At 65.6% G+C, this 25,495-nt stretch carries 18 protein-coding genes and 1 pseudogene; 10 read left to right on the forward strand and 9 right to left on the reverse strand.

Features of this window, described 5'->3' with window-relative positions; genetic code table 11:
- Nucleotides 1-8: 8 nt before the first annotated feature.
- From sucB to QM707_RS01260, 6 genes are all read left to right on the forward strand, one after another.
- Nucleotides 9-1,184 carry a dihydrolipoyllysine-residue succinyltransferase gene (gene sucB / locus QM707_RS01235; RefSeq protein WP_415000055.1) on the forward strand — a complete coding sequence of 392 codons (1,176 nt, stop codon included), beginning with the start codon at nt 9-11 and terminating at the stop codon, nt 1,182-1,184.
- A 131-nt stretch (nt 1,185-1,315) separates the two neighbouring features.
- Complete coding sequence (gene lpdA / locus QM707_RS01240; protein WP_415000056.1) at nt 1,316-2,749, forward strand: dihydrolipoyl dehydrogenase; 1,434 nt, start codon at nt 1,316-1,318, stop codon at nt 2,747-2,749.
- A 19-nt stretch (nt 2,750-2,768) separates the two neighbouring features.
- Nucleotides 2,769-3,629, forward strand: a complete 861-nt coding sequence (locus QM707_RS01245; protein ID WP_415000057.1) for a hypothetical protein — start codon at nt 2,769-2,771, stop codon at nt 3,627-3,629.
- Nucleotides 3,630-3,685: 56 nt separating this feature from the next.
- Complete coding sequence (locus QM707_RS01250; RefSeq protein ID WP_415000058.1) at nt 3,686-4,588, forward strand: lipase family protein; 903 nt, start codon at nt 3,686-3,688, stop codon at nt 4,586-4,588.
- Nucleotides 4,585-5,580: a YhdH/YhfP family quinone oxidoreductase gene (locus QM707_RS01255; RefSeq protein ID WP_415000059.1), complete on the forward strand. Its 996-nt coding sequence runs from the start codon at nt 4,585-4,587 to the stop codon at nt 5,578-5,580. The genes QM707_RS01250 and QM707_RS01255 overlap by 4 nt, the downstream gene beginning before the upstream one ends.
- 65 nt (nt 5,581-5,645) lie before the next feature.
- Nucleotides 5,646-6,011 carry a response regulator gene (locus QM707_RS01260; protein WP_415000060.1) on the forward strand — a complete coding sequence of 122 codons (366 nt, stop codon included), beginning with the start codon at nt 5,646-5,648 and terminating at the stop codon, nt 6,009-6,011.
- Between the two features lie 62 nt (nt 6,012-6,073).
- Here the strand turns inward: QM707_RS01260 and QM707_RS01265 are convergent, their stop codons facing one another.
- Complete coding sequence (locus QM707_RS01265) at nt 6,074-6,958, reverse strand: DnaJ C-terminal domain-containing protein (RefSeq protein ID WP_415000061.1); 885 nt, start codon at nt 6,956-6,958, stop codon at nt 6,074-6,076.
- Between the two features lie 122 nt (nt 6,959-7,080).
- Complete coding sequence (locus QM707_RS01270; RefSeq protein WP_415000062.1) at nt 7,081-7,527, reverse strand: Hsp20/alpha crystallin family protein; 447 nt, start codon at nt 7,525-7,527, stop codon at nt 7,081-7,083.
- Between the two features lie 178 nt (nt 7,528-7,705).
- On the opposite strand from QM707_RS01270, the gene QM707_RS01275 reads away from it, so the two are divergent.
- The gene (locus QM707_RS01275) at nt 7,706-8,185 is read left to right on the forward strand and encodes a peroxiredoxin (protein ID WP_415000063.1); all 480 of its coding nucleotides are present in this window, start codon (nt 7,706-7,708) and stop codon (nt 8,183-8,185) included.
- A 22-nt stretch (nt 8,186-8,207) separates the two neighbouring features.
- Here QM707_RS01275 and pbpC read toward each other — a convergent pair whose 3' ends face one another.
- The 6 genes from pbpC to mtnA form a co-directional block, all read right to left on the reverse strand.
- Nucleotides 8,208-10,574, reverse strand: coding sequence for a penicillin-binding protein 1C (gene pbpC, locus QM707_RS01280; RefSeq protein ID WP_415000064.1), 2,367 nt, complete (start codon nt 10,572-10,574; stop codon nt 8,208-8,210).
- Nucleotides 10,575-10,578: 4 nt separating this feature from the next.
- Complete coding sequence (locus QM707_RS01285; protein WP_415000065.1) at nt 10,579-15,495, reverse strand: alpha-2-macroglobulin family protein; 4,917 nt, start codon at nt 15,493-15,495, stop codon at nt 10,579-10,581.
- Between the two features lie 121 nt (nt 15,496-15,616).
- A complete protein-coding gene (locus QM707_RS01290) occupies nt 15,617-16,414 on the reverse strand; it encodes a hypothetical protein (RefSeq protein WP_415000066.1) in 798 nt (265 codons plus the stop codon).
- Nucleotides 16,414-18,480 carry a PDZ domain-containing protein gene (locus tag QM707_RS01295; protein WP_415000067.1) on the reverse strand — a complete coding sequence of 689 codons (2,067 nt, stop codon included), beginning with the start codon at nt 18,478-18,480 and terminating at the stop codon, nt 16,414-16,416. The genes QM707_RS01290 and QM707_RS01295 overlap by 1 nt, the downstream gene beginning before the upstream one ends.
- A 34-nt stretch (nt 18,481-18,514) precedes the next feature.
- Complete coding sequence (gene gyrA, locus QM707_RS01300) at nt 18,515-21,121, reverse strand: DNA gyrase subunit A (RefSeq protein ID WP_415000068.1); 2,607 nt, start codon at nt 21,119-21,121, stop codon at nt 18,515-18,517.
- Nucleotides 21,122-21,319: 198 nt separating this feature from the next.
- A complete protein-coding gene (gene mtnA, locus QM707_RS01305) occupies nt 21,320-22,384 on the reverse strand; it encodes an S-methyl-5-thioribose-1-phosphate isomerase (RefSeq protein ID WP_415000069.1) in 1,065 nt (354 codons plus the stop codon).
- A gap of 38 nt (nt 22,385-22,422) precedes the next feature.
- Here mtnA and QM707_RS01310 point away from each other — a divergent pair, with 38 nt between their 5' ends.
- The 3 genes and pseudogenes from QM707_RS01310 to QM707_RS01320 all read left to right on the forward strand — a co-directional run bounded on the left by QM707_RS01310 (nt 22,423) and on the right by QM707_RS01320 (nt 24,500).
- Entirely contained in the window at nt 22,423-23,145 is a 723-nt protein-coding gene (locus QM707_RS01310) for a hypothetical protein (RefSeq protein ID WP_415000070.1), read from the forward strand.
- A gap of 598 nt (nt 23,146-23,743) precedes the next feature.
- Nucleotides 23,744-24,340 (forward strand): annotated as a pseudogene (locus QM707_RS01315) (GGDEF domain-containing protein); the annotation flags it as partial.
- A 43-nt stretch (nt 24,341-24,383) separates the two neighbouring features.
- The gene (locus tag QM707_RS01320) at nt 24,384-24,500 is read left to right on the forward strand and encodes a diguanylate cyclase domain-containing protein (RefSeq protein WP_415000199.1); all 117 of its coding nucleotides are present in this window, start codon (nt 24,384-24,386) and stop codon (nt 24,498-24,500) included.
- A gap of 9 nt (nt 24,501-24,509) precedes the next feature.
- Here the strand turns inward: QM707_RS01320 and epmA are convergent, their stop codons facing one another.
- A complete protein-coding gene (gene epmA, locus QM707_RS01325) occupies nt 24,510-25,478 on the reverse strand; it encodes an EF-P lysine aminoacylase EpmA (RefSeq protein ID WP_415000071.1) in 969 nt (322 codons plus the stop codon).
- Nucleotides 25,479-25,495 lie beyond the last annotated feature (17 nt).

Below are 25,495 nucleotides of genomic sequence, written 5' to 3' on the forward strand. Positions count from 1 at the left end.
CCCAGCCCATGAGCATCGAAGTCAAAGTTCCCGTCCTGCCGGAATCCGTTTCCGACGCCACCATCGCCACCTGGCACAAGAAGGCCGGCGACAGCGTGCGCCGCGACGAAAACCTGCTCGACCTCGAAACCGACAAGGTCGTGCTCGAAGTGCCTTCGCCGGTCGACGGCGTGCTGAAGGAACTGAAGTTCAAGCAGGGCGATACGGTGACGAGCTCGCAGGTGATCGCGATCATCGAAGAGGGTGCGGTAGCCGCTGCGCCCGCCCCGGCTGCCGCGGCTCCCGCGGCCGCTGCACCGGCCCATGCTACTGCCGCTCCGGCCGCCGCACCTGCCGCCAAGACCGATACCACGGGCCTGCCGCCGGGCGCCGCGTTCTACGCCGCGCAGAACAATGTCAACCCCGCTGACGTCGCGGGCACTGGCCGCAAGGGCGCGGTGACGAAGGAAGACCTCGTCAACCACGTCAAGGGTGGTGGTGGCGCGCGCCCCGAGTCGCGCGTGCCGATGACCCGCATTCGCCAGCGCATCGCCGAGCGCATGATGCAGTCGAAGAACTCGATCGCCATGCTCACCTCGTTCAACGAAGTGAACCTGGGCAAGGTCATGGCGATGCGCAAGGAACTCGGCGAGCCCTTCGAGAAGACGCACGGCATCAAGCTCGGCTTCATGAGCTTCTTCGCCAAGGCTGCCGCCAATGCGCTGCAGAAGCACCCGATCGTCAATTCCTCGGTCGACGGCACCGACGTGATCTATCACGGCTACGCCGACATCTCGATCGCGGTCGCCACCGACAAGGGTCTCGTCACGCCGGTCCTGCGCAACGTCGAGAACATGTCCTTCGCCGACGTCGAAGGCGCCATCGCCGGTTACGCCAAGCAGGCGCGCGAAGGCGGCCTGAAGCTCGAGGACCTGCAGGGCGGCACTTTCACGATCACCAACGGCGGCACCTTCGGTTCGCTGATGTCGACGCCGATCGTCAATCCGCCGCAGTCGGCCATCCTCGGCATGCACGCCATCAAGGAACGTCCGATCGCCGAGAACGGCGTCGTCGTGATCGCGCCAATGATGTACATCGCGCTGTCGTACGACCATCGCATCATCGACGGCAAGGATGCGGTGTTGTTCCTGGTGGACATCAAGAACCAGCTGGAAAACCCGCACCGGATGCTGCTCGGCCTCTGAGCCGACAGTTGCCCGCTGTCGCGCCGGAGACTGGAAAAGCGCGCCCTGCGCCCCCATCTAAGGCATAGACGGTCTCCCACTCCAATCCGCGCGGCTTCGCGCGGATCGATGCAAACAAGGATCGGAATTTCATGAGCGAGCAGTTCGATGTCGTGGTGATCGGTGGCGGTCCGGGCGGTTACGTGGCGGCGATCCGCGCCGCGCAGCTCGGCCTGAAGACGGCGTGCGTGGATGCGTTCATCGGCAAGGACGGCAAACCCGCGCTGGGCGGCACCTGCCTAAACGTCGGCTGCATCCCGTCCAAGGCTCTGCTCGACTCCTCGCGCCAGTTCCACAACCTGACGCACTCGTTCAAGGATCATGGCATCAGCGCCGACAATGCCCGCATGGACGTGCCGGCGATGATCGCGCGCAAGGACAAGATCGTTAAGCAATTCACCGGCGGCATCACCACCCTGTTCAAGGGCGTGAAAGGCAATCCGGTGACGCCGATCGCCGGCTTCGCCACGCTCAAGCCGGGCAAGCTCATCAGCATCAAGGGCCACGACGGCAAGGTCGCGGAAATCTCGGCGAGGAACGTCATCCTCGCCGCCGGTTCCGTGCCGATCGAACTGCCGTTCGCGAAGTACGACAACAAGCTGATCCTCGACAATGCCGGCGGCCTCGACGTGACTACCGTGCCGAAACGCCTCGGCGTGATCGGCGCCGGCGTGATCGGCCTGGAAATGGGCAGCGTGTGGCGCCGTCTCGGCAGCGAAGTGACGATCCTCGAAGCGCTGCCGGAATTCCTGGCCGCCGCCGACGCCGACATCGCCAAGGCCGCCGCACGAGAGTTCAAGAAGCAGGGCCTCGACATCAAGCTTGGCGCCAAGGTCAGCAAGACCGAAATCAAGGGCGAGGAAGTGCATCTCACCTACGCCGACGCCAGTGGCGAACAGACGCTGGTCGTCGACAAGCTGCTGGTCGCCGTGGGCCGCAAGGCCGCCACGGCCGGCCTGCTGGCCGAAGGCACCGGCGTGCAACTCGATGAGCGCGGTCGAGTGGTCGTCGACGATCATTGCAAGACGGGCGCCGACGGCGTCTGGGCGATCGGCGACTGCGTACGCGGCCCGATGCTCGCGCACAAGGCTTCGGAAGAAGGCATCGCCGTCGCCGAATTGATTGCCGGCCTGCCGGGCCACGTGAACCTCGACACCGTGCCCTGGGTCATCTACACCGAGCCGGAAATCGCCTGGGTCGGCAAGACCGAAGCCCAACTCAAGGCCGAAGGCGTCGACTACAAGGTCGGCAGTTTCCCCTTCGCCGCGATCGGCCGTGCCGTCGCGATGAACGAAACCGCCGGCATGGTGAAGATCATCGCCCACGCGGAAACCGACCGCATCCTCGGCGTGCACATGTGCGGCGCGAACGTCTCCGAGATGATCCACGAAGGAGTCGTTGCGATGGAGTTCAATGGTTCTGCCGACGATCTCGCGCGCATCTGCCACGCGCACCCGACCCTGTCGGAAGCGGTGCACGAAGCGGCGCTGGCCGTGGACAAGCGCGCGATCCACAAGGGCAACTGAGGTGCGGGGCTCGTCAGCGTTGCGCTGCAGCATACTGCTCGGCCTGCTGGCGTGCTCCCCGACTGCCTCCTCGCAGGATAGCCAGCCAATTGCCGCAGGAACCGACGTCGACAAGAGCGTGCCTCCCGCCCACGTCGAAGCGGTTCGCAAGGCGCAGACCCTGGGCTACTTGCTGCAGCAGCAAGATCGAGCCGTCTGGGTAAGTACGGATACGCTCGTTGAGAAAGGCATTGCCGCATCGCACCCCGAGGGTACCGGCTGGCTGGCTTCGCAGCAGGATGCCGAAGGCAACCAATGGGTGGTGGCCTACACGGAGGGCAGCGGGAGCGAACAAGTCTCATTCGTCGACGCACTCGTCACCTTGTCGACCGATCCACCTACTGTCCAGCTGCATTTGAACGAGCCGGGGCGCGAACTCAACGACTACGACCGCTTCCTGGTGCAGTACCGCGACATGGTATTGAAATCGGACAAGTGGCTACGCTGCGCACAGAACTACAACCATTCTGTCGGCATCGAGATCGTCGATGGAAAGAGGCAGTTCGTCGTCAAGCTGCTTCCCGGAAGGACTGACGTCAACATCTTTCCGCTGGGCGGTTTCCACGAGTTCCGCTTTTTCCCATTCGAGAAAGATAGAAAATCGGAACATTTCAGCCAGACGAAGTCCTGCTTGGCGATAGACACCAGCAAGTCCAACCCGGTGGCATTCGTAGTCAGCCATCTCACTTCTCCGACGCCGACGCAGTTCCACGTATTCATGAGCCTGTCTTACGACAAGCCCATCTACGTGACAACCGTCGAGAACGAACTAATGTGGCAGGTGGAAGCGGGCCGCATCAGCATCATGAAGGCGGACCCCGGCGCGGCAGCCAACGAATAGCGTTGCGATCCGCCTGCGAGCAGCCTCATCGCGCCGACCTGTGCCAGACTTCGCGCATGCGCCCCCTGCCCGCCGCCACGCTCGATAACATCAACCCGCCGGTGCGTGGCTATCGCTATTTCGACCATGCGGAAAGCACCCTGGAAACCGGCCGCGGCATCGAGTCGGCACGCAACCGCTGGCTGCTGAGCGAATACGCATTGCTGGCCTACGACGACGCCCAGCGCATCGGCGAAACGCTGCGCGACCGCAGCAGCAGGCTGCACTTCCTGCGCGGCGCCGGGCACAAGGGCTTCGCCTATGTCGCCGATCTCGACGGCCACGACGCCGTGCTCGCTTTTCGCGGCACGCAGGTCTTCAAACCCGGCGATTCCTTGTCGAAGTTCGGCGAAGTCGCCAGCGACTACTGGACCGACGGACGTTTCGCGAAACGTGCGGCGCATGGCGGCGGGTGGATGCACGGTGGATTTGCCGACAGCGCCGACGAGCTGATCGATGCGCTCCTGGACACCGACCTGCTGGCTTCGCCCAGGCGATGGTGGATCGCCGGCCACAGCCTGGGCGGTGCGCTTGCGCTGTTGGCCGCCTCGCGCTTGCGGGAGGAGGCCGAGCAGCGCATCGCCGCCGTGTTGAGCTTTGGGCAGCCGAAGGTAGGCGATGCGACCTTCGTTTCCCGGCTGGAAGAATTGCCGGTGTATCGGATCGTGCACGGCTGCGACGTGGTGCCCACGCTTCCGCCCGCGGCCTTCGGTTTCGCCCACACGAGCCGCGAGCACGTCATCGATGCCGCGCGCCGCGCCGACTACCCGCGTGCCGTGTTCAACCATATCGCCGACTACGCCCAGCGCTGGCGACAAGGCCTGGGCGCGCTCACGCCACTGGCCCTGCTCGATCACGCGCCGATCTACTACGCCACCCACTGCTACAACGAATACGTCGCCGGAGCCAATGCACGATGAGCCCCTCGCCTTCCGCCTTTCGCGCCTTCCGCATCCATAACGACGCAGCCGGTTATCGCGCAGGCATCGAAACGCTTTCGCTCGACGCGCTGAGCCCCGGTGAAATCGTCGTGCGCGCGGCGCACAGCGGCATCAACTTCAAGGATGCGTTGGCGGGTACCGGTGAGGGCAAGATACTTCGGCGCTTCCCGCTGGTGGGCGGCATCGATGTGGCCGGACACGTGATCGCGTCCGCCGACCCGGCTTTCCGGGAAGGCGACGCGGTGCTCTGCACCGGTTGCGGCTTGTCCGAAACGCGCGACGGCGGCTACAGCGAGGTCGTCAGGCTGGAATCGGCGTGGGCCATTCCGCTGCCGGCGGGCCTGAGTTTGCGCGAAAGCATGATCCTGGGTACGGCTGGTTTCACGGCAGGCCTGGCCCTGTACCGGATGCGGGAGAACGCACAGACGCCGAGCCTGGGGCCGATCGCCGTCAGCGGTGCCACGGGCGGCGTCGGCAGCCTGGCGGTTGCGATCTTTTCCAGGGCGGGCTACGAAGTGCATGCGATCAGCGGCAAGCCGGAGCATGGGGACTACCTGCGTGGGCTGGGCGCCACGACGGTCCTGTCGCGCGAGGCCGTGGCGACCTCGCGCCCCATGGATTCGGCCCGTTTCGGCGGCGCCCTGGATAACGTCGGTGGCCCGATGCTGGCCAGCCTGCTGGCGCAGACCGCACCCTACGGCAACGTCGCCAGCTGCGGCCTCGCTGCCAGTCCCACGCTGGAAGCGACGGTCATGCCCTTCATCATCCGGGGCGTTTCCCTGCTGGGCATCGCCTCGGCCGGTACGGCCCGAGCGATCCGCGAATGCGTCTGGATGCAGCTGGCCAGCGACTGGAAGCCCGAAGGCCTGGAATCGGTCTGCACCCGCCAGGTCGGCCTGGACGAGCTGCCCGGGGTTTTCCCCGGCATGCTGGCTGGTGGCTCGGTCGGGCGCACCCTGGTCAATCTGTGACATTCATCTTGCGCGATCCGGCCTTCCCGGGCATACAATCTGCGTAATTTCCTCAGGGGCAATCCATGGCACGCATCCTCATCGTCGACGACTCTCCGTCCCAGCTCATGGGCATGAAGCGCATCGTCGAAAAGCTCGGACATGAGGCCCTGAGCGCCGAAGACGGTTCGGCGGGCGTAGAGGCCGCCAAGGCCAATATTCCCGACCTTATCCTGATGGACGTCGTGATGCCGAACCTCAACGGCTTCCAGGCCACGCGCGCCATTTCGAAGGAACCGAGCACGGCCCATATCCCGGTCGTGCTGGTCACCACCAAGGACCAGGAAACGGACAAGGTTTGGGGCATGCGCCAGGGCGCGAAGGCCTATATCACCAAGCCCTTCACCGAAAACCAGTTGATCGAAGTGATCAATTCGCTGCTCGAGGGCTGAATCCGCCGCAGCGAAAGAAAAAACGGGCCTCGGCCCGTTTTTTTTCGCCTGCGATTCGCCGCTCAGTCGCGGAAGGCTTCGGCCATGCGTCGGTACAGATCGCGCTGCGCCTCGTTCTCGGCTTTCGGCGCACGGACCTCGATCTCGACGATCTGGTCGCCCGCCACCGGTTTGCCCGGCAAGCCACGACCCTTCAGGCGCAGTTTCCGCCCGGCATCGGAGTCGGTCGGGATCTTCAGTTCCACCTTTCCGCCCAAGGTCGGCACGCTGGCCGTGGTACCCAGCGCCGCTTCCCAGGGCGCGAGGCTCAGCGTGTAAAGAATGTTGCGCCCGTCCACTTCGAAGTCCGGGTGCGGCCGGTAATCGATTTCTAGCAGCAAGTCGGCCCGTCGCGCACCCTGCTGCTGGCCCTGCCCGGCGAGTCGGATCGACTGGCCCGGGCGAATGCCGGCCGGTACCTTCACCTCGAGAGTGCGGCCATCGATGCCGATGCGTTGCACGCCACCCGAATAAGCGACCTCCAACGGGATCGCCAGCTTCGCGCGGGTATCTCCCATCGGCGCGCCAGCGCCTGCGCCGCGCTGACCGAAGCCGGCACGACCGCCGAAGATGGATTCGAAGAAATCGCTGAAGCCGCCGCCTCCGCCCTCGTCGAAGCGGAAACCGCCCTGCCCGAAACCATTGCCGCCGCCGAAGCCTGGCGGCGGACGGAATTCCTCGCCCGAACGATAGCCCTGCGCGCGCAGCCGGTCGTACTCGGCGCGCTTTTCCTTGTCGCGCAGCACCTCATAGGCCTCGTTGATGGCCTTGAAGCGATCTTCCGCGCCTTTTTCCTTGCTGACGTCGGGATGGTACTTGCGGGCAAGGCGACGATAGGCGGTCTTGATCTCCGCCTCGCCGGCGCTCGCTTCCACACCCAGCGTCTCGTAGTAATCCTTGAACTGCATGCTCGTCCCTCTACTGCACTGCGCCCTGCATGCGCGCGAAAGCCCGCGAAGCGCACTTCGCGGGCCGATTGTCGCACCTGTCGCGCGGCGGAAGAAACTTCGTGCCGCCGACCGGTTCCGGCTTACTGGACCTGGATGCGTCGCGGCGTGGTTTCCGGACGCTTGGGAATGGCGATTTCCAGTACGCCGTTCTTGCCGGAGGCGGAAATCCCTTCCGGGTTGGCGCTGTCGGGCAAGGCGAAGCGGCGATAGAACACGCCCTGCGCGCGCTCGACGCGCGAGTAACGCTCGTTCTCGGCCTTGCTGCCGGTGCTGCGTTCGCCCTTGATCGACAGGATCCCTTTGTCCATGTTCACTTCGATGTCCTTCGGGTCGACGCCGGGCAGGTCGGCGAAGATGACGAAGCGATCGACCTCTTCCTTGATGTCGACGCGCGGCACCCACTGGCTGGTGACGACGCTGGAGGCGTCGGTGTCGCCGGCATCGCCGAAGAACTTGTCGAAAGCTTGTTTGATTTCGTCCTGGAGCGGATTGCGTGCATTCCAGGCGTGGTGACGGATCAGGCTCATTGCGTGTTTCCTCGTTTGCGGTGGGCTTGCGGCGAACTGCCGCCATGGCTCGTATCTAGGTTCAGGCGCCACGATTTCAAGGCCACGACCACGCCTTGAATTGGCCCCGCATCGACACCATGTCATATGATTCATTTTCTGCCGCGGACGATTCGCGGCTCCAGCGCAAGGAAACCGCATGAGCATCCAGATCGGCGACAAGATCCCGCAAGCCACCTTGAACATGTTGCGGGACGGCGTGCAGGCCATCGGCACCGACGAACTGTTCGCGGGCAAGAACGTCTTGCTGTTCGCCGTGCCCGGCGCGTTCACGCCGACCTGTTCGGCGAAGCACCTGCCGGGCTATGTCGAAAAGATCGAAGAGTTCTCGCGACGCGGCATCGATGTCGCCTGCCTTTCCGTCAACGATGCTTTCGTGATGGGTGCCTGGGCGAAGAACCAGGAGGTTCCGGACGAGCTGCTGATGCTCGCCGACGGCAATGGCGCCTTCACCAAGGCGCTCGGTCTCGAACTCGACGCCACCGCTTTCGGCATGGGCCTGCGCGCCAAGCGCTTCGCGCTGTATGCGGAAGACGGCGTGGTCAAACAACTGCACGTCGAAGCGCCCGGCGAGTTCAAGGTGTCGTCGGCGGACTACGTGCTGGAACACCTGGGCTGATCGGCCCACGCGTCGCGCGGCATCAACGCAGTACGCGGATATTCAACTCGGCCCAGGCACCGCTATCGGCCAGCGCGACGATGCGTTGGTCGCCGGCTTCGGCGAAGGCGTGCACGAATCCATTGCTTGCCCGGCTTTCGCCGGCCAGTTCGCCGTTGATCAGCCAGCGGACGCGCTCCTGCGTACCGAGCGCGCGCAAGCGGATCTGCGGCGGAACGACGCTATTGGGCGCGCGTGCGATGGCGCTGCCATCGGCCGGACCTTCGATGCGCAAGCTCTCCAGCGCGGCCAGCGCATCGCGACGGCAGTCCGGCGATAGCATCGGCAGGGCCGATGCCTCGCGCTCCGTGGCCGCCAGCCAGGGATAGGCCAGGCTGGGCCAGCGCGCCAACGCGCGGGCACGCGTCTCATGCGCGAGACCGCAGTCCTCCGATACGCGCAGGCCGCTGTTCGCGTCCACGAGCACGTCGAGTCGCCCGGCATTCCAGCGATGGCTCGCGCGCTCCGCGAATGTCGGCGGCACGACGCCCGCCAGCGTCCAGGCTTCGCGCTTGCTGCGGCACAACTCCGGATGCGCGGGGTCCAATGCGACACCGAGCGGCCAGCAGATCGTCTGCTTGCCCACGCCACGCGGCGATTGGCGGTGTGCGGCGACCGGGCCATGGCGCGGCAGGCTGTCCACGACTTCGAACAGCAACGGCAATGCCGTGATCGCGCCGTATTGGCCCGGCATCGGCGTGCCGTCCGGCCGTCCGACCCACACGCCGACCGTGTAGTCGCGCGTGCTGCCCAAGGCCCAGGCATCGCGAAAACCGTAACTGGTGCCGGTCTTCCAGGCGACGCGACGGCGCTGGCCCGGATCGAACGCGTCCTCACTGTTGCCGCCTCGTGCCGGATCTTCCAGCACTTCGCGCCAGATCCACGCCGATTCCGCCGACAACAAGCGTCGATCATCGGCCTTTCGCGAAGACACATAGCGCACGCGGCCGGCCAGGCCTTCGCGATTGAAGGCTGCGTAAGCGCCGACCAATTGCTCCAGCGAAACACCGGTGCCGCCCAGGATGACGGACAGGTTCGGGCGCGCGCCCTGCGGCAGCTTCAACTCGACGCCGGCATGCGCGAGCCGCGCGGTGAATCGCTCCGGGCCGAGGCGGTCGAGCAGATCGACCGCCGGCACGTTCAACGACAGGCGCAATGCGTCGCTGGCCGACACCGGGCCGTTGAAACTCGGGTCGAAATTCACCGGCCGGTAGTCGCCGAAGGATTGCGGCGCGTCGATGAGCAGGCTCTCCGAATGGATCAGGCCATCGTCCATCGCCAGCGCATAGAGGAACGGTTTCAGCGTCGAGCCCGGCGATCGCGTCGCCCGCACCATGTCGACATGGCCGAGGCTTTCCTGCCGGGCGAACGCCAGCGAACCGACGTAGGCCTGCGCTTCCATCGTGCGGTTGTCGATCACCAGCAACGCGGCCGAACTGCGCTCCGGAAGGCGCGCGAAATACTCGCCGACCCGCTGTTCCAGCGTCGCCTGCAAGTCGGCATCGATACTGCTTCGGATCCGACTGCGGCCGGGATTGGCGCGACGCAATCGATCCGCCAGCAGCGGCGCCAGCAACGGCACCTGCAACCGCCGCGACACGACCGGCTCGATGCGGGCTTCGCGCACCTCGTTCCGCGACCACACGCCTTGCGCCGCCAGTCGCCCGAGCACCTTGTCGCGCGCCGCCTGTGCCCGCGCCGGATTGCGATCGGGGCGCAGGCGGCTCGGCGACTGCGGCAATACCGCCAGCATCGCCGCTTCGGCATGCGACAGGTTCTTCGACGGCTTGCCGAGGTAGGCCCAGCTGGCCGCTTCGACGCCTTCGATGGTGCCGCCGAAAGGCGCGCGATTGAGATAGAGCGTCAGGATCTCGCGTTTCGAACAATGCCACTCCAGTTGCAGGGCGCGCAGCGCCTGGCGCAGTTTTCCCGTCGCCGTACGCGGATGCGGTTCGAGGATGCGTGCCACCTGCATGCTCAGCGTCGAACCGCCGGACACCACGCGCCCGTTACGCAACCATTGTCCGCCCGCACGCAACATCGCCACCGGATTCACGCCGGGATGGCGCCAGAACCAGCGGTCCTCATAGCCGATCAACGCCTGCAGGTAGAGTGGGGAAACATCTTCCGGTTCGACCGGATAGCGCCACACGCCGTCGGCGCTGGCGAAGGCACGCAATGGCGTGCCATCGCGCGCGCTGACGACGACGCTGGCGGTTTCCTGCTTCGGCAGTGGCAGCGGAAACAACCGATCCATCGCAAGGAGCGACAGCAGGCATAGCGAGGCGACGACGGACGCATGCGCCAGCCTGCGTCGCCATCGCCTCGCCACGGGCGAATACGGAGTCATGGCCTCAGGGTTGGACCACCGTGATGGTTTCCGGATTCACCTTGCCGATCGCCCGCAAGTCCGGCCGGTACATGTCCTCGAGCTGCGGCGGCGGCACGGTATAGGTACCGGGCGTAACGGCGCGCGCCAGGTAGTACAGCTTGGCGGTACCGTATTCGAGCTTGAGCGCGGCGACATAGCGATCGTCGCGATATTCCTCATGCACGATGTTGGCCTGGGAACCGCGTTCGTCCAGCGAGACGCCATCCACGCTGATGTCGGCCCATTGCTCGGCTGGCGTCAGGTTGAGGTTCTCGATCTCCAGCCCGGCCGGCAACAGGTCGACCAGCAGCGCATCCGGCATGCGGGCTTTCGACTCGACTTCCAGCTGCACGATGAGTGCCTGGCCTTCCTTCAGGGTTCCGCCCTTCCAGGGCGTACCGTCGGTGTTGAAGTAGCGACGCACCACGCTCATCTGGTCGGATTTGACCGCCGGACGCGCACGCGGGATGCCGGCCACGTCCACGGTCGCGTAGAGCTTGCCGGTGGAGCGCAGGTCGTAGCGCAGACCGGCGGCGAGATCGCGATAGTCGTAGAGCCGGCTGTGAACGCGCTCGGACGAAATCGCGCTCTTGTTGCCGGCGACTTCCACGTCGTCGGCGATCGCGTTCGCCGGATCGATGTCGGCCATCATCGTCTTGGCCAGTCGCGCCAGGGCGATCTGTTCCTGCGTGCTGTACCAGCGGTACGTACCGCCCTCTTCCGCCGCGATCTGCTTGGAAATCGCCAGCAGGCGCGCGTCGGCCTGCGGAACTTTGAGCTTGTGCTTGCGCGCCAGCATCAGCATCAGGGACTGATCGCGCAGGCTGGAGCCGTAATCGCCCCAGTAACCTTCGCGCTCGTCCTTCTTCGCGAAAGCCTCGGCGATCGCCTTCTTGCCGCGCGCCTGGTCGCCCTGAAGATTCAAGGCCAGGCCGAGATACATCAATGCCAGCGGCGTCTTCGCCTTACTGCGCTCGTTGTCGTACAGGGCACGCAAAGTGCCCAGCGGAGCGCGGTTCAAACGAGCCAAGACGTAACCCGCCTGCGCCTGGTAGGCGAAGCGCAAATGGTCGCGGTTGCTGTAGCCGTAGAACGGCGCGCTGCCGGTCAGCAGATCCTCGTTCAAGCGCTCGAGGGCTTTTTGCAGCATGGATTCCGGCACGGCGAAGCCGGCTTCGCGCGATTCCAGCAAGAACTCGGCGATGTAGGGCGTGAGCACCGGATAGGCTTCGCTGTCGCCTCCCCAGAAGGAGAAGTGCCCGCTGCTCGTCTGCATCGAGCTTAGGCGGGTGAACGCACCTTCCAGCCGCTTGCGGCGTTCGTCCGGCGTCAGACCGGCGAAGCCCATGCGTCGCGCGGTATCGGCATCGAGCAGCAGCGCCGCGTAACCGCGCGTGGTCGTCTGCTCGGCGCAACCGTAGGGATACTTGAGCAGCTCGTCGAGTACCTGGCCGAACGGAATCGGCGGCATCGAACTCAAGGTCACGCGCGCGTTCACCGAGCCGGGCAACAGGCCATTCGCCGCGTCGGCCCCCAAGTTCAGCGGCTGGCCGGGTGCGAGTTCGATCAGGCGCGAGCGCGCGATCGACGACCAGGCCGGGCGCACCGGCACGTCGAAACTGCGATTGACCGTCTGGCCCCCGCCGCTGACCTTCAGCTTCACCGTCGCCAAACCGATGCCCTGCCCGCCGGCGATCGGGAAACTGAGCGTGCTCTTCTTCTCGACGCCCAGGCTCAGCTTGCGACGCTCGCCGGCGATCTCGATCGGACCGCTGGCATCGAGGTCGACGGTGAACTCGCCGGCCTTGCCGGTGAAATTCTGCACGTCCAGGGTCAGCATGCTCCTGTCGCCCGGCGCCAACGCGCGCGGCGCGCTGATTTCGGCGAGGATCGGCGCGCGCAGCACGCTTTCGCTGCTGCCCTGGCCGTACTTGTCGTCGCTGTACACGAGCGCGGACACGCGCAGCGTGCCGTTGAAGTCCGGCACGTCCAGTTTGATCTGCGCAGCTCCTTGTTTGTCGAGCACCACGGCGCCCGAATACAGGTCCACCGTCTGCACGCGTGCCGTCGGGCGACGCGCCTGCGGCAGTGCCTGCACCGCCATGTCTCCGCCGAACTTGAGTCTCGCGACATCGCCCTCGAAGCTCTCGATCACCCGACCGTAGATGTCGTAAGCGTCGACGCCGAGGCGGCGCTGCGCGAAGAAATGCTTGGACGCATCCGGCACCGGGAAGCGAGTGATGTTGAGGATGCCGACATCGACCGCCGACACCGTCACCCAAGCCTTCTTGCCGGCCAACTGCGGTGCTTTGACCGTGATCGGCAAGGGCTGCTCGGGCTTGGTCATCTTCGGCGCCGTGACCGTCACGGCAACCGTCCGCTCGCGGCGATCCATCGGTACGTGGGCGACGCCGACCGCACGCGCGGGCGTGATCTTCTCCATCGAGGAGCCGCCGCGGAACACCAGGGCGGTGATATAGACGTCGTGCCGCTCCCAGTCCTTCGTGATATTCAATTCATAGACACTGCCTGGCTTCGCCTCGATCGGCTGCGCATGCAGCAGACGGTCGGTCTCCACCAGCAGGACGCCGGCGCCCGCGTGCGGCGGCGTCAGCGTGACCTTGAGCTTGTCGCCGGCGCGATAGGCGGTCTTGTCCAGCGCCAGCTTTACCTTGTCCGGGCGGGCGTCGAGGCCGCGGTTCTGGTTGTCCTCGCTCCAGCCGGCGACGAAGGGGAAACGGGTGACGAGGCCAGTGGCGGGGTCGCGCACTTCGACGCGATAGTCGCCCCATTCGACGGTGAAATCGAAACGCGTTCCGCCTTCGGCACGGGCAGCGACAGTCTTCGTATCGATCGTCTTCCAGGACGAATTGTAGTCGTAACCCCAATGGCCGCTTTCGTAGGTCCAGTGGTACTCGCGCTGTTCGCGCAACAGACTGACGCTGAGGTTGTTGGCGGCCGACAGCTTGCCGCTGACGTCGGAGCGCAGGACTTCGAAACCGACCGTACTGTTATAGGGCGCAGACTCCTTCGCATCGAACAATGGACGCAGGCCGACCAGCGTCGCCGCCGGCCACATCGTGCGCTTGAGGCTGCGGCTGACCGGGCGACCGCCGGTTTCGTAGACGCTGCCGGTGACGATCGCCGAGACCGGCGCACCACCCTTCACTTCGGCGGGCAGTTCGATCGGGGTTTTCAGCTTTCCTTGCTCGTCCAGTTCGCTGTCGACGATGTCGTCCGTCTTCTTCGGCAACGTGACGGTCGGGTCGCCGAAGTAGTGATCGGGGTATTTCTCGACCGGATGCTGCTCCGCGATCAAGCCGAGCCGTGCGGTGAAGCGATTGCCGCTGGCCGGTGCGCCGTACAGATACGCCGCCGAAACATCGAGCTGCAACGCTTCGCCGGGCTTCAGCGTCTTCTGGCTCGAATCGAGGTCGAGCTTCATGCGCTCCGGCAGGAACTCCTCGATGCGCAGCGTCATGCCCTGCACGACGTCGCCGGCCCCGGGCGCAGTACGAAACTGCACCTGCCAGCGCCCGGTCGGCACGTCCGGCGACAAAGCCTGTTGCCATTCGTAAAAACCACCTTCGCGCGGGCTCAGCTGGGTCTCCAGGAAGACCTTGCCGTCAGGCTGCTTCAGGCTCAGGAACAGGGGCTGCGCCTTGACCGGCTTGCCGTCCTGGTCGCGCATCAGGGCCGACAGGCGAACCGTTTCGCCGGGACGATAGAGGTCGCGTCCCGACCAGGCGAAGACGTCGAACCAGGCCTGTTCGCGCCCGGCCACCGCGAATTCCGACAGGTCGAGCGCAGGCTGGTTGAAGGCCAGCATCGAGACGTCGTTGCCGCGCCGCGCGACCAACACCTGTTCGGCATTGAGCTTGTACGCGACCAGCGCGTCGCCGCCGCCGTCGGTCGCGGCCTTCATCACCGTCTCGCCCTTGCGATCGATCACCGTCAGCGCGACATCGCCCAGGGCTTCGCCGGTCTTCAGCGACGCGGTGTGCACATAGATGCGGTCCTTGTAGGCGCGCAGGTGCAGGCCGATATCGCTGACGTAGAAGATCGCCGTCTCATACTCGCTGTCGAAACGCCCGACCTGCTTCATCGCAGCGAAATACAGACCGGGCTTCTGCAGCTCGGCGATATCCTGCACCGGCAGATGCGTCAGCCGGCGCTCGTTCTGCGCGCCGCCCAGCACGAATCGATTCACGTATACCGATTCGGCGTACTTGCGCAGCGGCGTATTGCCGGAATCGTAATCGCCCTGGTCGAGCTGCCAACCGCTGCGCCGCCCGCCGCGCTGGTACTCGGCGAAGAACTTGGCGACTTCGCTGTCGCGCACGCGGTAGAACTCGACGTCCACTTCCGGCACGTTGACCGAGACGACCGGCAGGCCGCGGCTCTCGCGCGCCGGCAGCACACTGCCTTGCGAGGCGAAGCCCACCGCGGGCTCCAACGGGCCGGTGAAGATCTTGCGCTGCTCATCCTTGCCCAGCGTTTTGCCGTCGGCAGCGGCGAGGCCTGCGCGGATCAATACGGTGTAGGTCTGGCTCGACTCGATGTACGGGAAGCGCAGCTTCTTGCCGTCGTCCGACAATACCCAGCTGCCTTTCACCACGGCATCCTTCGGCCCCTTCACCACCAGCAGCTGGTCGAACGCCTGCGCATTCGCCAGCGGCTGCGAGAACTCGAGTACGAGGGCGGCTTCGTCGTCCTGTTCGTCGCGACCAGCGGAAACCAGGCCGAAACCCTTGATCTTTCCGCTGACGTCGATCGGCGCGTTGGCTCCCTGCAGCTCCGGCACCTGGTTGGCCTCGCGCTTGCACGCGCCGAGCGACAGGGCCAGAACGCAGGCAACAAAAAACGCCGCATAGCGACGTTGTGCGATCGACTCGAGCATGTGGCTTCTCCGGTGGTCTGCCGAGAATAACGTGGCCGGCCGTCGGGGCCGGCCACGCTCTTAATAGAAAATTAACCGTGCTGCCTGATCCTGTTCGAGTGCCGGCTGGAGTGCCCGAGCTTCACTTGGCCGGTGCGACGGAGGGCAGCTTGGCGGCCATCGCCGTAGCGGCGGCCACCTTGTCGATCGGCGTCATCTGCAACGCCACGTCGGCCATATCCAGGCCCAGGCCGCTGCCACCGCTGCGCGAGCGCATCAGGCGTCCGAAATCGATATCCACGTAACCCATCGGATGGCCCTCGGCGGAAAAGGCCATGCCCGGCACGCCATCGACCAGCAGCACGGTCTTGGGCGTACGCGTCTCGCCGAGGATCATGCCCGAGCGGAACACCGGCACGCCGCCCCATTCGTCCGAAGTGCGCAGCAGCGAGAAGAACACCATGCCCGGCGTCGCCTTCACGCCATCCGCCAGGTCGACGAAGCCGAGGTTGGCGGGCGCATTGCGCAGGCGCAGCCAGGCCAGGCCCAGCTGGCTATCGCGCGTCACCAGGTCGGCCGGCAGCCAGTCCTCGCTGCCCGCGAGGCGAACGCGGAACTCGCTGGACTTCGATACCGGCGCGGCGCCCTTGGATTTGCCATCCGGCATGAAGTCGCTGAAATCGACGCTGACGGCGCGGTCGGGCACCAACAGCAGGCCGTCCTTCGCGACCAGCAAGCCCTGGGTACGGTCCTCGGCGCGTTCTTCCTTGCCGGAAGCGGTCACCGACATCACGAACTTCACCGTGACGACCGCGGCGGCGTGCTTGGCGGTCAGCGCGCGATAGATCTGGCTGTAGTCGTCCAGCGGTCGGGCGGCCGAGGCGGACATCGACACGAGCAGGGCCGAGGCGAAAAGAACGATGCGATGGAACGGTTTCATCATGACTCCGGATTGTCTGCGGTCAACCAGTAACGGTCGAGGAAGAGGATGCGCGCCTGGTTGCCGCGAATGACCTGCACGGGAATGAGATCGTCGCCAGGCTGCGCCAGCGCCGCGTCCAGCGCGGCGGCAAGCTGGGCGGGATTGGCCGTGTTGCGCGTGCCAAGCCGCACGATCACGTCGCTGCGCTTGAGGTGCGCCAGTCCGGCCGGACCGCCGCTCTCGACGCCATCGACGAAAACGCCGGCACGCTCAGGCGGCAGGCGCAAGGCGACGCGGTCGTAGAAGCCGAGTTCGCGCAGTTGCGCGCGCAGGCGGGTGATCGCCAGCGTGCCCAGCCCCGAGGTCTCGACCGGCGCGGGGGCCACCATGACGTCGAACGTCTGCGACTTGCCGTCGCGCATGGCCGTGAAGGCGGCCTTGCCGTCCAGGGTGAGGTCGTGGATGCGATCTTCGAAACCCTCGGCCGAAATCTCGTTGTTCGGCTTGAGCGGTTCGCCGTCGAGCGCCGTCAGCAGGTCGCCGACCTTGGCGCCGGCCTTGACCAGGGGGCTACCGGGATAGACGCGGGAAATACGATAGCCGGCGCTGGGCAGCTTCATTTCCGCCGACTGCGAAGTGGTGATCGGCTGCACTTCCACCCCGACCCAGGCCTTGGGCAGTTCCGGCAGGGGCGTGCGTTCCTGGTCGCCGAACACGGGCTTGATCAGGCTGATGCGCTGCTCGCGATTGCGCACGACGTCCACGATCAACCAACGATCGCCGCCTTCCGCCGCCTTCAGGATGGCCTCGAGTTGCGACAGCGCCACCACCGGCTTGCCGTCGACGCGACGGATGACGTCGCCGGTCTCGATTTCGGGACGCGCGATTGCCGCCGGGCTGCCTGGACGCACGCCCGTGACCATCAAGCCGTTGCCGGCTTCGAGGTTGCGTTTTTCGCTCATCTCGTTGGTCACTTCGATCAGCGAGACGCCGAGCGCCGGATAGACGCCTTCGTCGCCACGCTCCTTCAACAGGGGCTTGGCCTTGAGTTTGATCTCGACCGGGCTGCCGGCGCGGTCGATCTTCAATACGACGTCGTCGCCGACCTTGAGCTCGGCGATCTTCTTCTGCAGCGCGGGCACATCGATGGGCTGCGGCGCGTTCACCGCCTGGCCGTTGATGCTGAGGATGCGGTCGCCGGCCTGCAAACCGGCCTTGCCCGGGTCGGAATTGCGCTCGACGGCGTTCACCAGCACGCCTTCGGAATACCGGGTGCCTTTCAACGAACGCAAGCGGAAACCCAGCGTCGCACGCGGCACCTTGCCGTGCGCGATCAGCGAATCGACCACGCTGGCCGCTTCCGGCCCAGGAATGGCGAAGGCGAGGTCGCCGCCGACGATCATGCCCCGCGTGTTCACGCCGACGATGCGCCCGGACAAATCCACCAGAGGGCCGCCGGAATTGCCAGGCGCGATGGCGGCGTCGTGCTGGATCCACGCGTAGTAGCGGCCGGTCGGTTCGTCTTCGCCGAGGCTGTCTTCGTACTCCGCTTCGTCGTCGAACAAGGACACCAGCAATCGCCGCGGATTGTTGACCACGCCCGCGCTCATCGAATTCGACAAGCCCCAGGGCGCGCCCATTGCCAGCACGGTATCGCCGGGCTTGAGGTCGAGGTCGGTGGCGAACTTCGCGAAGGCGAAGGTTTCCGGCGTCTTCGGCTGCGCTTGCAGCACCGCCAGGTCGGTCAACGTATCGGTCCCGATCAGCTTGGCAGGCAGCTCGCGACCATCGGCGAAGACGACGCGGAACGATTCTCCGTTCTGCGTGACATGCGCATTGGTGGCGATATGGCCCTGCGCGCTCACGACGGTGCCGCTGCCGCTGGACACGCTGAGCGTAGGTTCGCCCTGGCGATAATCCTGGCGTACGACGAGGATGCTCACGACCTCGGGCAGCACGGCGTCGCGTGCTGCCGCTATCCGCGAGGCATCGGCACCGCCATCGGCGGCCGGCGCCGCCGCTGCGGCAAACGGCAAGGCCAGGCACAGCATGAGGCGCGGGAGGAAGGGGGAAGTGGCTGGCATGTCGGGTTCCGGATGGCTTGCCTGGTCTTACGGATCAGAGCGGGTTCTGGGGTTGCAGCGTCTCGCCGCCCTCGCCCGTACCGAGAGGCGCTTCCGGAACGTCGTCGACCTCGCCCATCGCGTCGATGCTCTCCACGGCGATCAGCTTCTCGCCTTCGGCCACGCGGATCAGGGTCACGCCCTGGGTGTTGCGGCCGACCTGCGAGACTTCCGACGCGCGCGTGCGGACCAAAGTTCCCTGATCCGAGATCAGCAGGATTTCGTGCTGCTCGGTGAGCTGGATCGCGCCGACCAGGCGGCCGTTGCGCTCGGTGGTCTGCAGCGCGATAACGCCCTGCGTGCCACGTCCCTTGCGCGGGAACTCGGCCGCCTCGGTGCGCTTGCCGAACCCATTCTCGCTAGCGGTGAGGATGTCGCCGTCGCCCTCGACCACGATCAGGCTCTTCACCTTCTCGCCTTCGGCCAGCTTCATGCCGCGCACGCCGGTGGCGGTGCGACCCATGGAACGGACCTCGGTTTCGTCGAAGCGGACGGCCTTACCGTTGGACGCGAACAGCATGATGTCGCTGGCGCCGTCGGTGAGCTGCACGTCGACCAGGCCATCGCCATCGTCGAGGTTGATCGCCCAGATGCCGCTGGCGCGCGGACGCGAGTAATCGGACAGCGGCGTCTTCTTGACCGTGCCGTCGCGGGTGGCGAAGAACACGTAACGGTCGTCGCTGAACTCGCGCACCGGCAACACGGCCTGGACCTTTTCGCCCTCCTGCAGCGGGATCCAGTTGATGATGGGGCGGCCGCGCGAATTCGGGCCGGCGTCGGGCAACTGGTAGACCTTGAGCCAGAACACGCGACCGGCGCTGGTGAAGGTGAGCAGCGTGTCGTGCGTATTGACCACCCACAGGCGCTCGATGAAATCCTCTTCCTTGACCGCCGTCGCCGAACGGCCCTTGCCGCCGCGCTTCTGCGCGCGATAGGCGCTGCTCGGCTGGCGCTTGGCGTAGCCGGCATGCGACAGCGTGACGACCACGTCTTCGGAAACGATGAGGTCCAGCACGTCGAGGTCTTCCTCGCTCGGGCGGATCTCGGTGCGGCGGGCGTCGCCGAACTCTTCCCTCAGATTGCGCAGCTCGGTGCGGATCACGTCCAGCAGCACATCCGGATTTTCCAGGATGCGAATCAGACCGGCGATGGTTTCCAGCAACTGCTTGTACTCGTCGGTCAGCTTTTCCTGCTCCAGCCCGGTCAGGCGGTTCAGGCGCATCTCGAGGATTTCCTTGGCCTGCGCTTCGGACAGGCGGTAGCCCTCCGCCTGCAAGCCGAATTCCTTGGCCAGGTCTTCCGGACGGGAAGACTCGGCGCCGGCGCCGGCCAGCAACGCGCGCACCAGGCCCGGCTCCCAGGTCTTGGCCAGCATGCGTTCCTTGGCGACCTGCGGGCTCTCCGAGGTCTTGATCAGCTCGATCATCTCGTCGATGTTGGCCAGGGCAACGGTCAGGCCTTCGAGGATGTGCGCGCGGGAACGCGCCTTGCGCAGTTCGAAAATGGTGCGACGGGTGACCACTTCGCGCCTATGACGGATGAAGGCCTCGAGCATCTGCTTGAGGTTCAACACCTGCGGCCGGCCATCCACCAACGCGACCATGTTGATGCCGAACACCGATTCGAGCTGCGTCTGCTGGTAGAGGTTGTTGAGGATCACTTCGGCTGATTCGCCGCGCTTGGCCTCGATGTAGATGCGCATGCCGTCCTTGTCGGACTCGTCGCGCAGCTCGGAAATGCCCTCGATCTTCTTTTCCTTGACCAGCTCGGCGATCTTCTCGATCAGCCGGGCCTTGTTGACCATGTACGGCAGTTCGGTGACCACGATCGCCTCGCGACCGTTGTCCTCGTTCATCTCAATCTCGGCGCGAGCGCGCATGCGCACGCGGCCGCGGCCGGTGTGGTAGGCCGCGTGGATGCCGGCGGCGCCGTTGATGATGCCGGCGGTCGGGAAGTCCGGGCCCGGGATGTATTGCATCAGGTCGCCGATGCCGGCGTCCGGATCGTCGATCAGGGCGATGGTCGCGTCGATAACTTCCGACAGGTTGTGCGGCGGGATGTTCGTCGCCATGCCGACGGCGATGCCGGCCGAACCGTTCACCAGCAGGTTCGGCACCCGCGTCGGCATCACGGTGGGCTCGAGTTCCTTCTCGTCGTAGTTGGGCTGGAAGTCGACCGTTTCCTTGTCGATGTCCGCCATCAGCTGGTGCGACAGGCGCGACATGCGCGCCTCGGTGTAACGCATCGCCGCGGCCGAGTCGCCGTCGATCGAACCGAAGTTGCCCTGCCCGTCCACCAGCATGTAGCGCAGCGAGAACGGCTGCGCCATGCGAACCAGGGTGTCGTATACGGCCGTATCGCCATGCGGGTGGTACTTGCCGATGACGTCGCCGACGATACGCGCCGACTTGTAGTAAGGCTTGTTCGAATGCGCGCCGAGCTCATGCATGGCGTACAGGACGCGACGATGCACCGGCTTGAGGCCGTCGCGGACGTCGGGGAGTGCGCGCCCCACGATCACGCTCATGGCGTAATCGAGGTAGCTCTTGCGCATCTCGTCTTCCAGGTTGACGGGGATGATTTCCTTGGCGAGCTCTGTCATTCAGCGATCCGTTCTGGCACTGCGGGAAGCCCGTTCCGGCAAGGCCGGAGACGCGGGCGGAGGCGACAGGAAATTGTAACAGAACGGGTGCCGGAAAGCCCCGGATTTGGATCGCAAAATCAGTGATTTACGGAGCCCGGGTGAGTTATCGAACCGCATTCGCCGGGAGGTTCGCCGCTACGCTGCCGAAAGCGCGTTTCAGCCCGCGAACAGGGCTGCCATCTTCCGTGCGTCCGGGTGCTCGATGACGCCTTTCTCGGTCACGATGGCGTCGATCAGACCGGCGGGCGTAACGTCGAATACCGGGTTGAAGGCGGACACGCCTTCGGCGACCGTGCGCTGCCCGGATACCGCCAGCAATTCGCTGCCGTCGCGCTCTTCGATATGGATATGGCTGCCGTCCGGCGTCGCCATGTCCACCGTCGAAGACGGCGCAACCACCATCACGCGGACGCCGTGATGCCGCGCCGCGATGGCATGGGTGTAGGTGCCGATCTTGTTCGCCGTATCGCCATTGGCGCAAATGCGGTCCGCGCCGACGATCAGCCATTGCACCGCGCCCGACTTCATCAGATGGGCGCCGGCCGCATCGGCGATCAACGTCGCCGGGATACCGTCTTCCCTCAATTCCCACACCGTCAGGCGCGCACCCTGCAGCCAGGGTCGGGTTTCACTGGCGAAAACCCTGTCGATACGATGCGAGGCGACGCCCGCGCGGATCACGCCCAACGCGGTTCCGAATCCGGCAGTCGCCAGGGAACCGGTGTTGCAATGGGTCAGCACGCCCGAGCCTGGCACGATCAGGCCCGCGCCCAACACGCCCATATGGCGATTCGCGGCCAGATCCTCCCGCTCGATCGCCAGCGCCTCCTGCTCGATTCTCTCGCGCCAGTCGGCCCCGGCCCCGGCAAGCGCACGGCGCATGCGAGCGATGGCCCACATCAGGTTCACGGCCGTCGGGCGCGAGCGATTGAGCTCGTCGATATCCGCTGCCATTCGCTCGAGCGCCTGCGCACCATCGGCGGCTTCGATCGTACGGGCGGCCAGCACCACCCCGAACGCCGCCGCGATGCCGATAGCCGGTGCTCCGCGCACGACCAGATCGCGGATGGCTGTGCCGACCGAACGACTGTCGGCGCATTCGACGTATTCGACCGCGAACGGCAGCTTGCGCTGGTCCAGCAATTCCAGGTGCGATCCACGCCAGCGGATCGGGCGGATGCGGTCGTAGCGATCGAAATCGAGATTCTGGTCCATGTCCATCGCGACAGTTTAACAAAGCGAACGGTTATGCTTGGCCCATGCCTTCCCGGAAACCGCAACGCCGCCGTACCGATCGTGCCGCTGCCGCGAACTCCCCGACCCGAAGCGTGGAGTCGGTATTGCATGCCGCCTGCGTGAAGGCCGGCGCCGCGGCGGCTCTGCAGGTATCGCTGGAACGCCTTCCGCTGCTCAAGCCCTTCCTGCCGCGGCCGATCACGCACGCCGCGCGCGGCGACGCGCCCGAACGCATCCAGCGACTGCTGGTGAAAGAGATCTATCTCCGCTACGGCATCAAGCCGGCCGGCTGGGAGGTCGAAGGCATCCTGGCCGTGGCGCAGACGCAGAGCGTGCTGACGCCGCTCGCAACGCAGGAAGGATTGAACGCCGTGATGCGCACGTGGCTGCCGGCGCGACTGAGTTCGCCCCTGCTGCGCTATACGCCGCTCGAGCCGCTGGTCACCGCATCGGCACGCGCCGTCGCGGCGACCTGGGCCGCCGGCCGCTACGCCGACAGCGTCTGCCGTCTGCGCCAGGCCGGTGCGGACTGGTTGCCGGCACCACTGAACGATGCGCTCAGCCTGGCGCCTTCCAAGCTCAAGCGCTGGAGTGCGGAAGCCCTGGCCCTCGCACTGCCGCCATTACGTCTGGCCAAGACCTGGGGCGAACGCGCCGCCAATGCCCTGCCCTCCGCGACGCCCAAGGCGAAAACGCCGCCGAAAAAACGGGCGCCGACCAGGAAACGAACGAGGCGCGTGGACTGATGCACTGCGGACATCGCGTGAAATCGCCGCCCGTTCGCCTGCGTTCCACGAACTGCATCACAGCAGCGGCGCGGCGATTGTCAGCATCATGGCCTGGCCCTAAGGTGCTCCCATGAAATCCCGGCCGGCCAGCATTCGCCTGCTTCCCTACGCCGCCAGCGCGATCGCACTGGCGGCGCTCGCGTTCTGGCTGGGATTCTCCGACGGCCATCCGTTCGTGGCGACGCTGGTGCTCATCCTCGGCCTGGCGCTGCTGCTGTATTTCCACAGGCAACAGACCGATGCCGCGCGCAAGTTGCAGTTGCATGCGCAGACCGCGCACAACTTCCATCGCGAGCTGCAGCGCGTCCAGGCGCAGCAGGACACGCATACCGCCGACCTGAACCTGCTGGGCCGTTACGGCAATCTGCTGCTCGGCTGCACCGACCTGGCCGAAGCCCTGCAGATCAGCCAGCAGATGTTGTCGATGCTGCTGCCTGGCAGCGCCGGCAGCATCTATCCGCTGCTGGAAGGCGAGGGCCTGGCCGAAGCCAGTCATCTCTGGGGTATCCATGCGGCCGAAACGAAATCGCTGGCCAGCGCGCACGATTGCTGGGCGATGCAGCGCAAACGCCTGCATGTCAGCCATCTCGACAGCCCGGGCAGCGTCTGTCCGCATGTCATCCATCCCGAGCTGGACGAGCCCGTTTGCGCCGCCTGCATCCCGCTGACCGCGCAGGGCGAATCGTTGGGCTGGATCTACCTCAGCGCGCCCGGCGTCGGTCCGTTCCCGAAACTTCCGGTGGCGATCGCCGCCAGCGAACAACTCGCGCAGGCGCTCGCCAACCTGCGCTTGCGCCAGAGCCTGCGCGACCTGTCGGTGCGCGATCCGCTTACCGGCCTGTTCAATCGACGCTACCTCACCGAATCGCTGGGACGCGAGATGACGCGCAGCGGCCGGCGCAAGCAGCCATTGGCGGTGATGACCTTCGACCTCGACCATTTCAAGGCCTTCAACGACAGCTACGGGCACGGCGCCGGCGATGCGGTGCTGGTGGCGTTCGCGCGACTGCTGCGCGACCGCTCGCGCAACGAAGACATCGCCTGTCGCATGGGCGGCGAAGAGTTCATCGTGATCCTGCCGGAAATGGATCGCGGCGTCGCCTGGCGGCGCGCCGAAGAAGTCATGCGCGAGCTGGCGGAGCTGAAGATCGTGCACGAAGGGCATCACCCTGCCTCCGATAACGACATCGATCGGCGTGGCGGTATTCCCGGATCACGGCAGCAAGCCGGAGGAACTGCTGGCCCGCGCCGACCAGGCGCTCTACGAAGCCAAGTCCGCCGGCCGGAACCGCGTCGTCACCGCCGCCGGCTGAACCCGGCTTTCAGGCGCGATCGAACGGAAACGCGAGCACGTCGCCGAGCTTGTCGCTGCCCATCATCGCCATCAACAGGCGGTCCACGCCCACGGCCACGCCGGCGCAAGCCGGCAGCTTCGGCAAGGCGGCGAGCAGGCGTTCGTCCACCGGCGGCTGCACCGACGCGCGCTTCTGCCGCGTCGAAAGGTCACGACCGAAACGCTCGCGTTGCTCGCCCGCGTCGTTGAGCTCGTGATACCCGTTGGCCAGTTCCAGCGGGCCGACATAGACCTCGAAACGCTCCGCCACCGGCACGTCGCCGGGCTTGATCCTGGCCAGCGCGCATTGGCTCGCCGGATAGTCGTAGATGATCAGGATGCGGTTGTTCGGAATGGTCGGCTGGATCAGGTGCGTCATCAGCAGATCCAGCCAGTCGTCCCGCGTCAGCCCGTCCGGGTTGATGCCGAACACCGCCAACGGACCACGCAATTCGCCTTCGCTCGCCGTCAGCGGATCGAACCCGAAACTGTCCTGATAGAGCTGGCGGAAACTCACGTCTCGAATCGTGGCCCGACGGCCCGCGAGGTGCAGCGCATCTTTCACCAGTTCGGCACACTCGTCCATCAACTCGTGATGCGTCCAACCGATGCGATACCACTCCAGCATCGTGAACTCGGGATTGTGCCGCTTGCCCGCTTCGCCGTTGCGGAATACCCGCCCCAGTTCATAACAATCGCCGATACCGGCGGCGAGCAGGCGCTTGAGCGGGAACTCCGGCGACGTGCGCAACCAGCGCATGCCGGCGCCCGCGGTCTTGGGGCCGAGGAACTGCAACTGGAAACTTTCGATGTTCGGATCGGTATTGCCGGCCGATGAAAGTATCGGCGTTTCGACTTCCAGCACCTTGCGCTCGGCGAAGTAGCGGCGGATCAGAGCATAGAGTTCGGCGCGCAGGCGCAGCGCCTTGGCGTTCGCGGTCGGTTTCCAGTCTTTCATGCGCCCACTCTGGCACC

The organism is Arenimonas sp., from assembly GCF_047602345.1.
GTDB lineage: Bacteria > Pseudomonadota > Gammaproteobacteria > Xanthomonadales > Xanthomonadaceae > Arenimonas.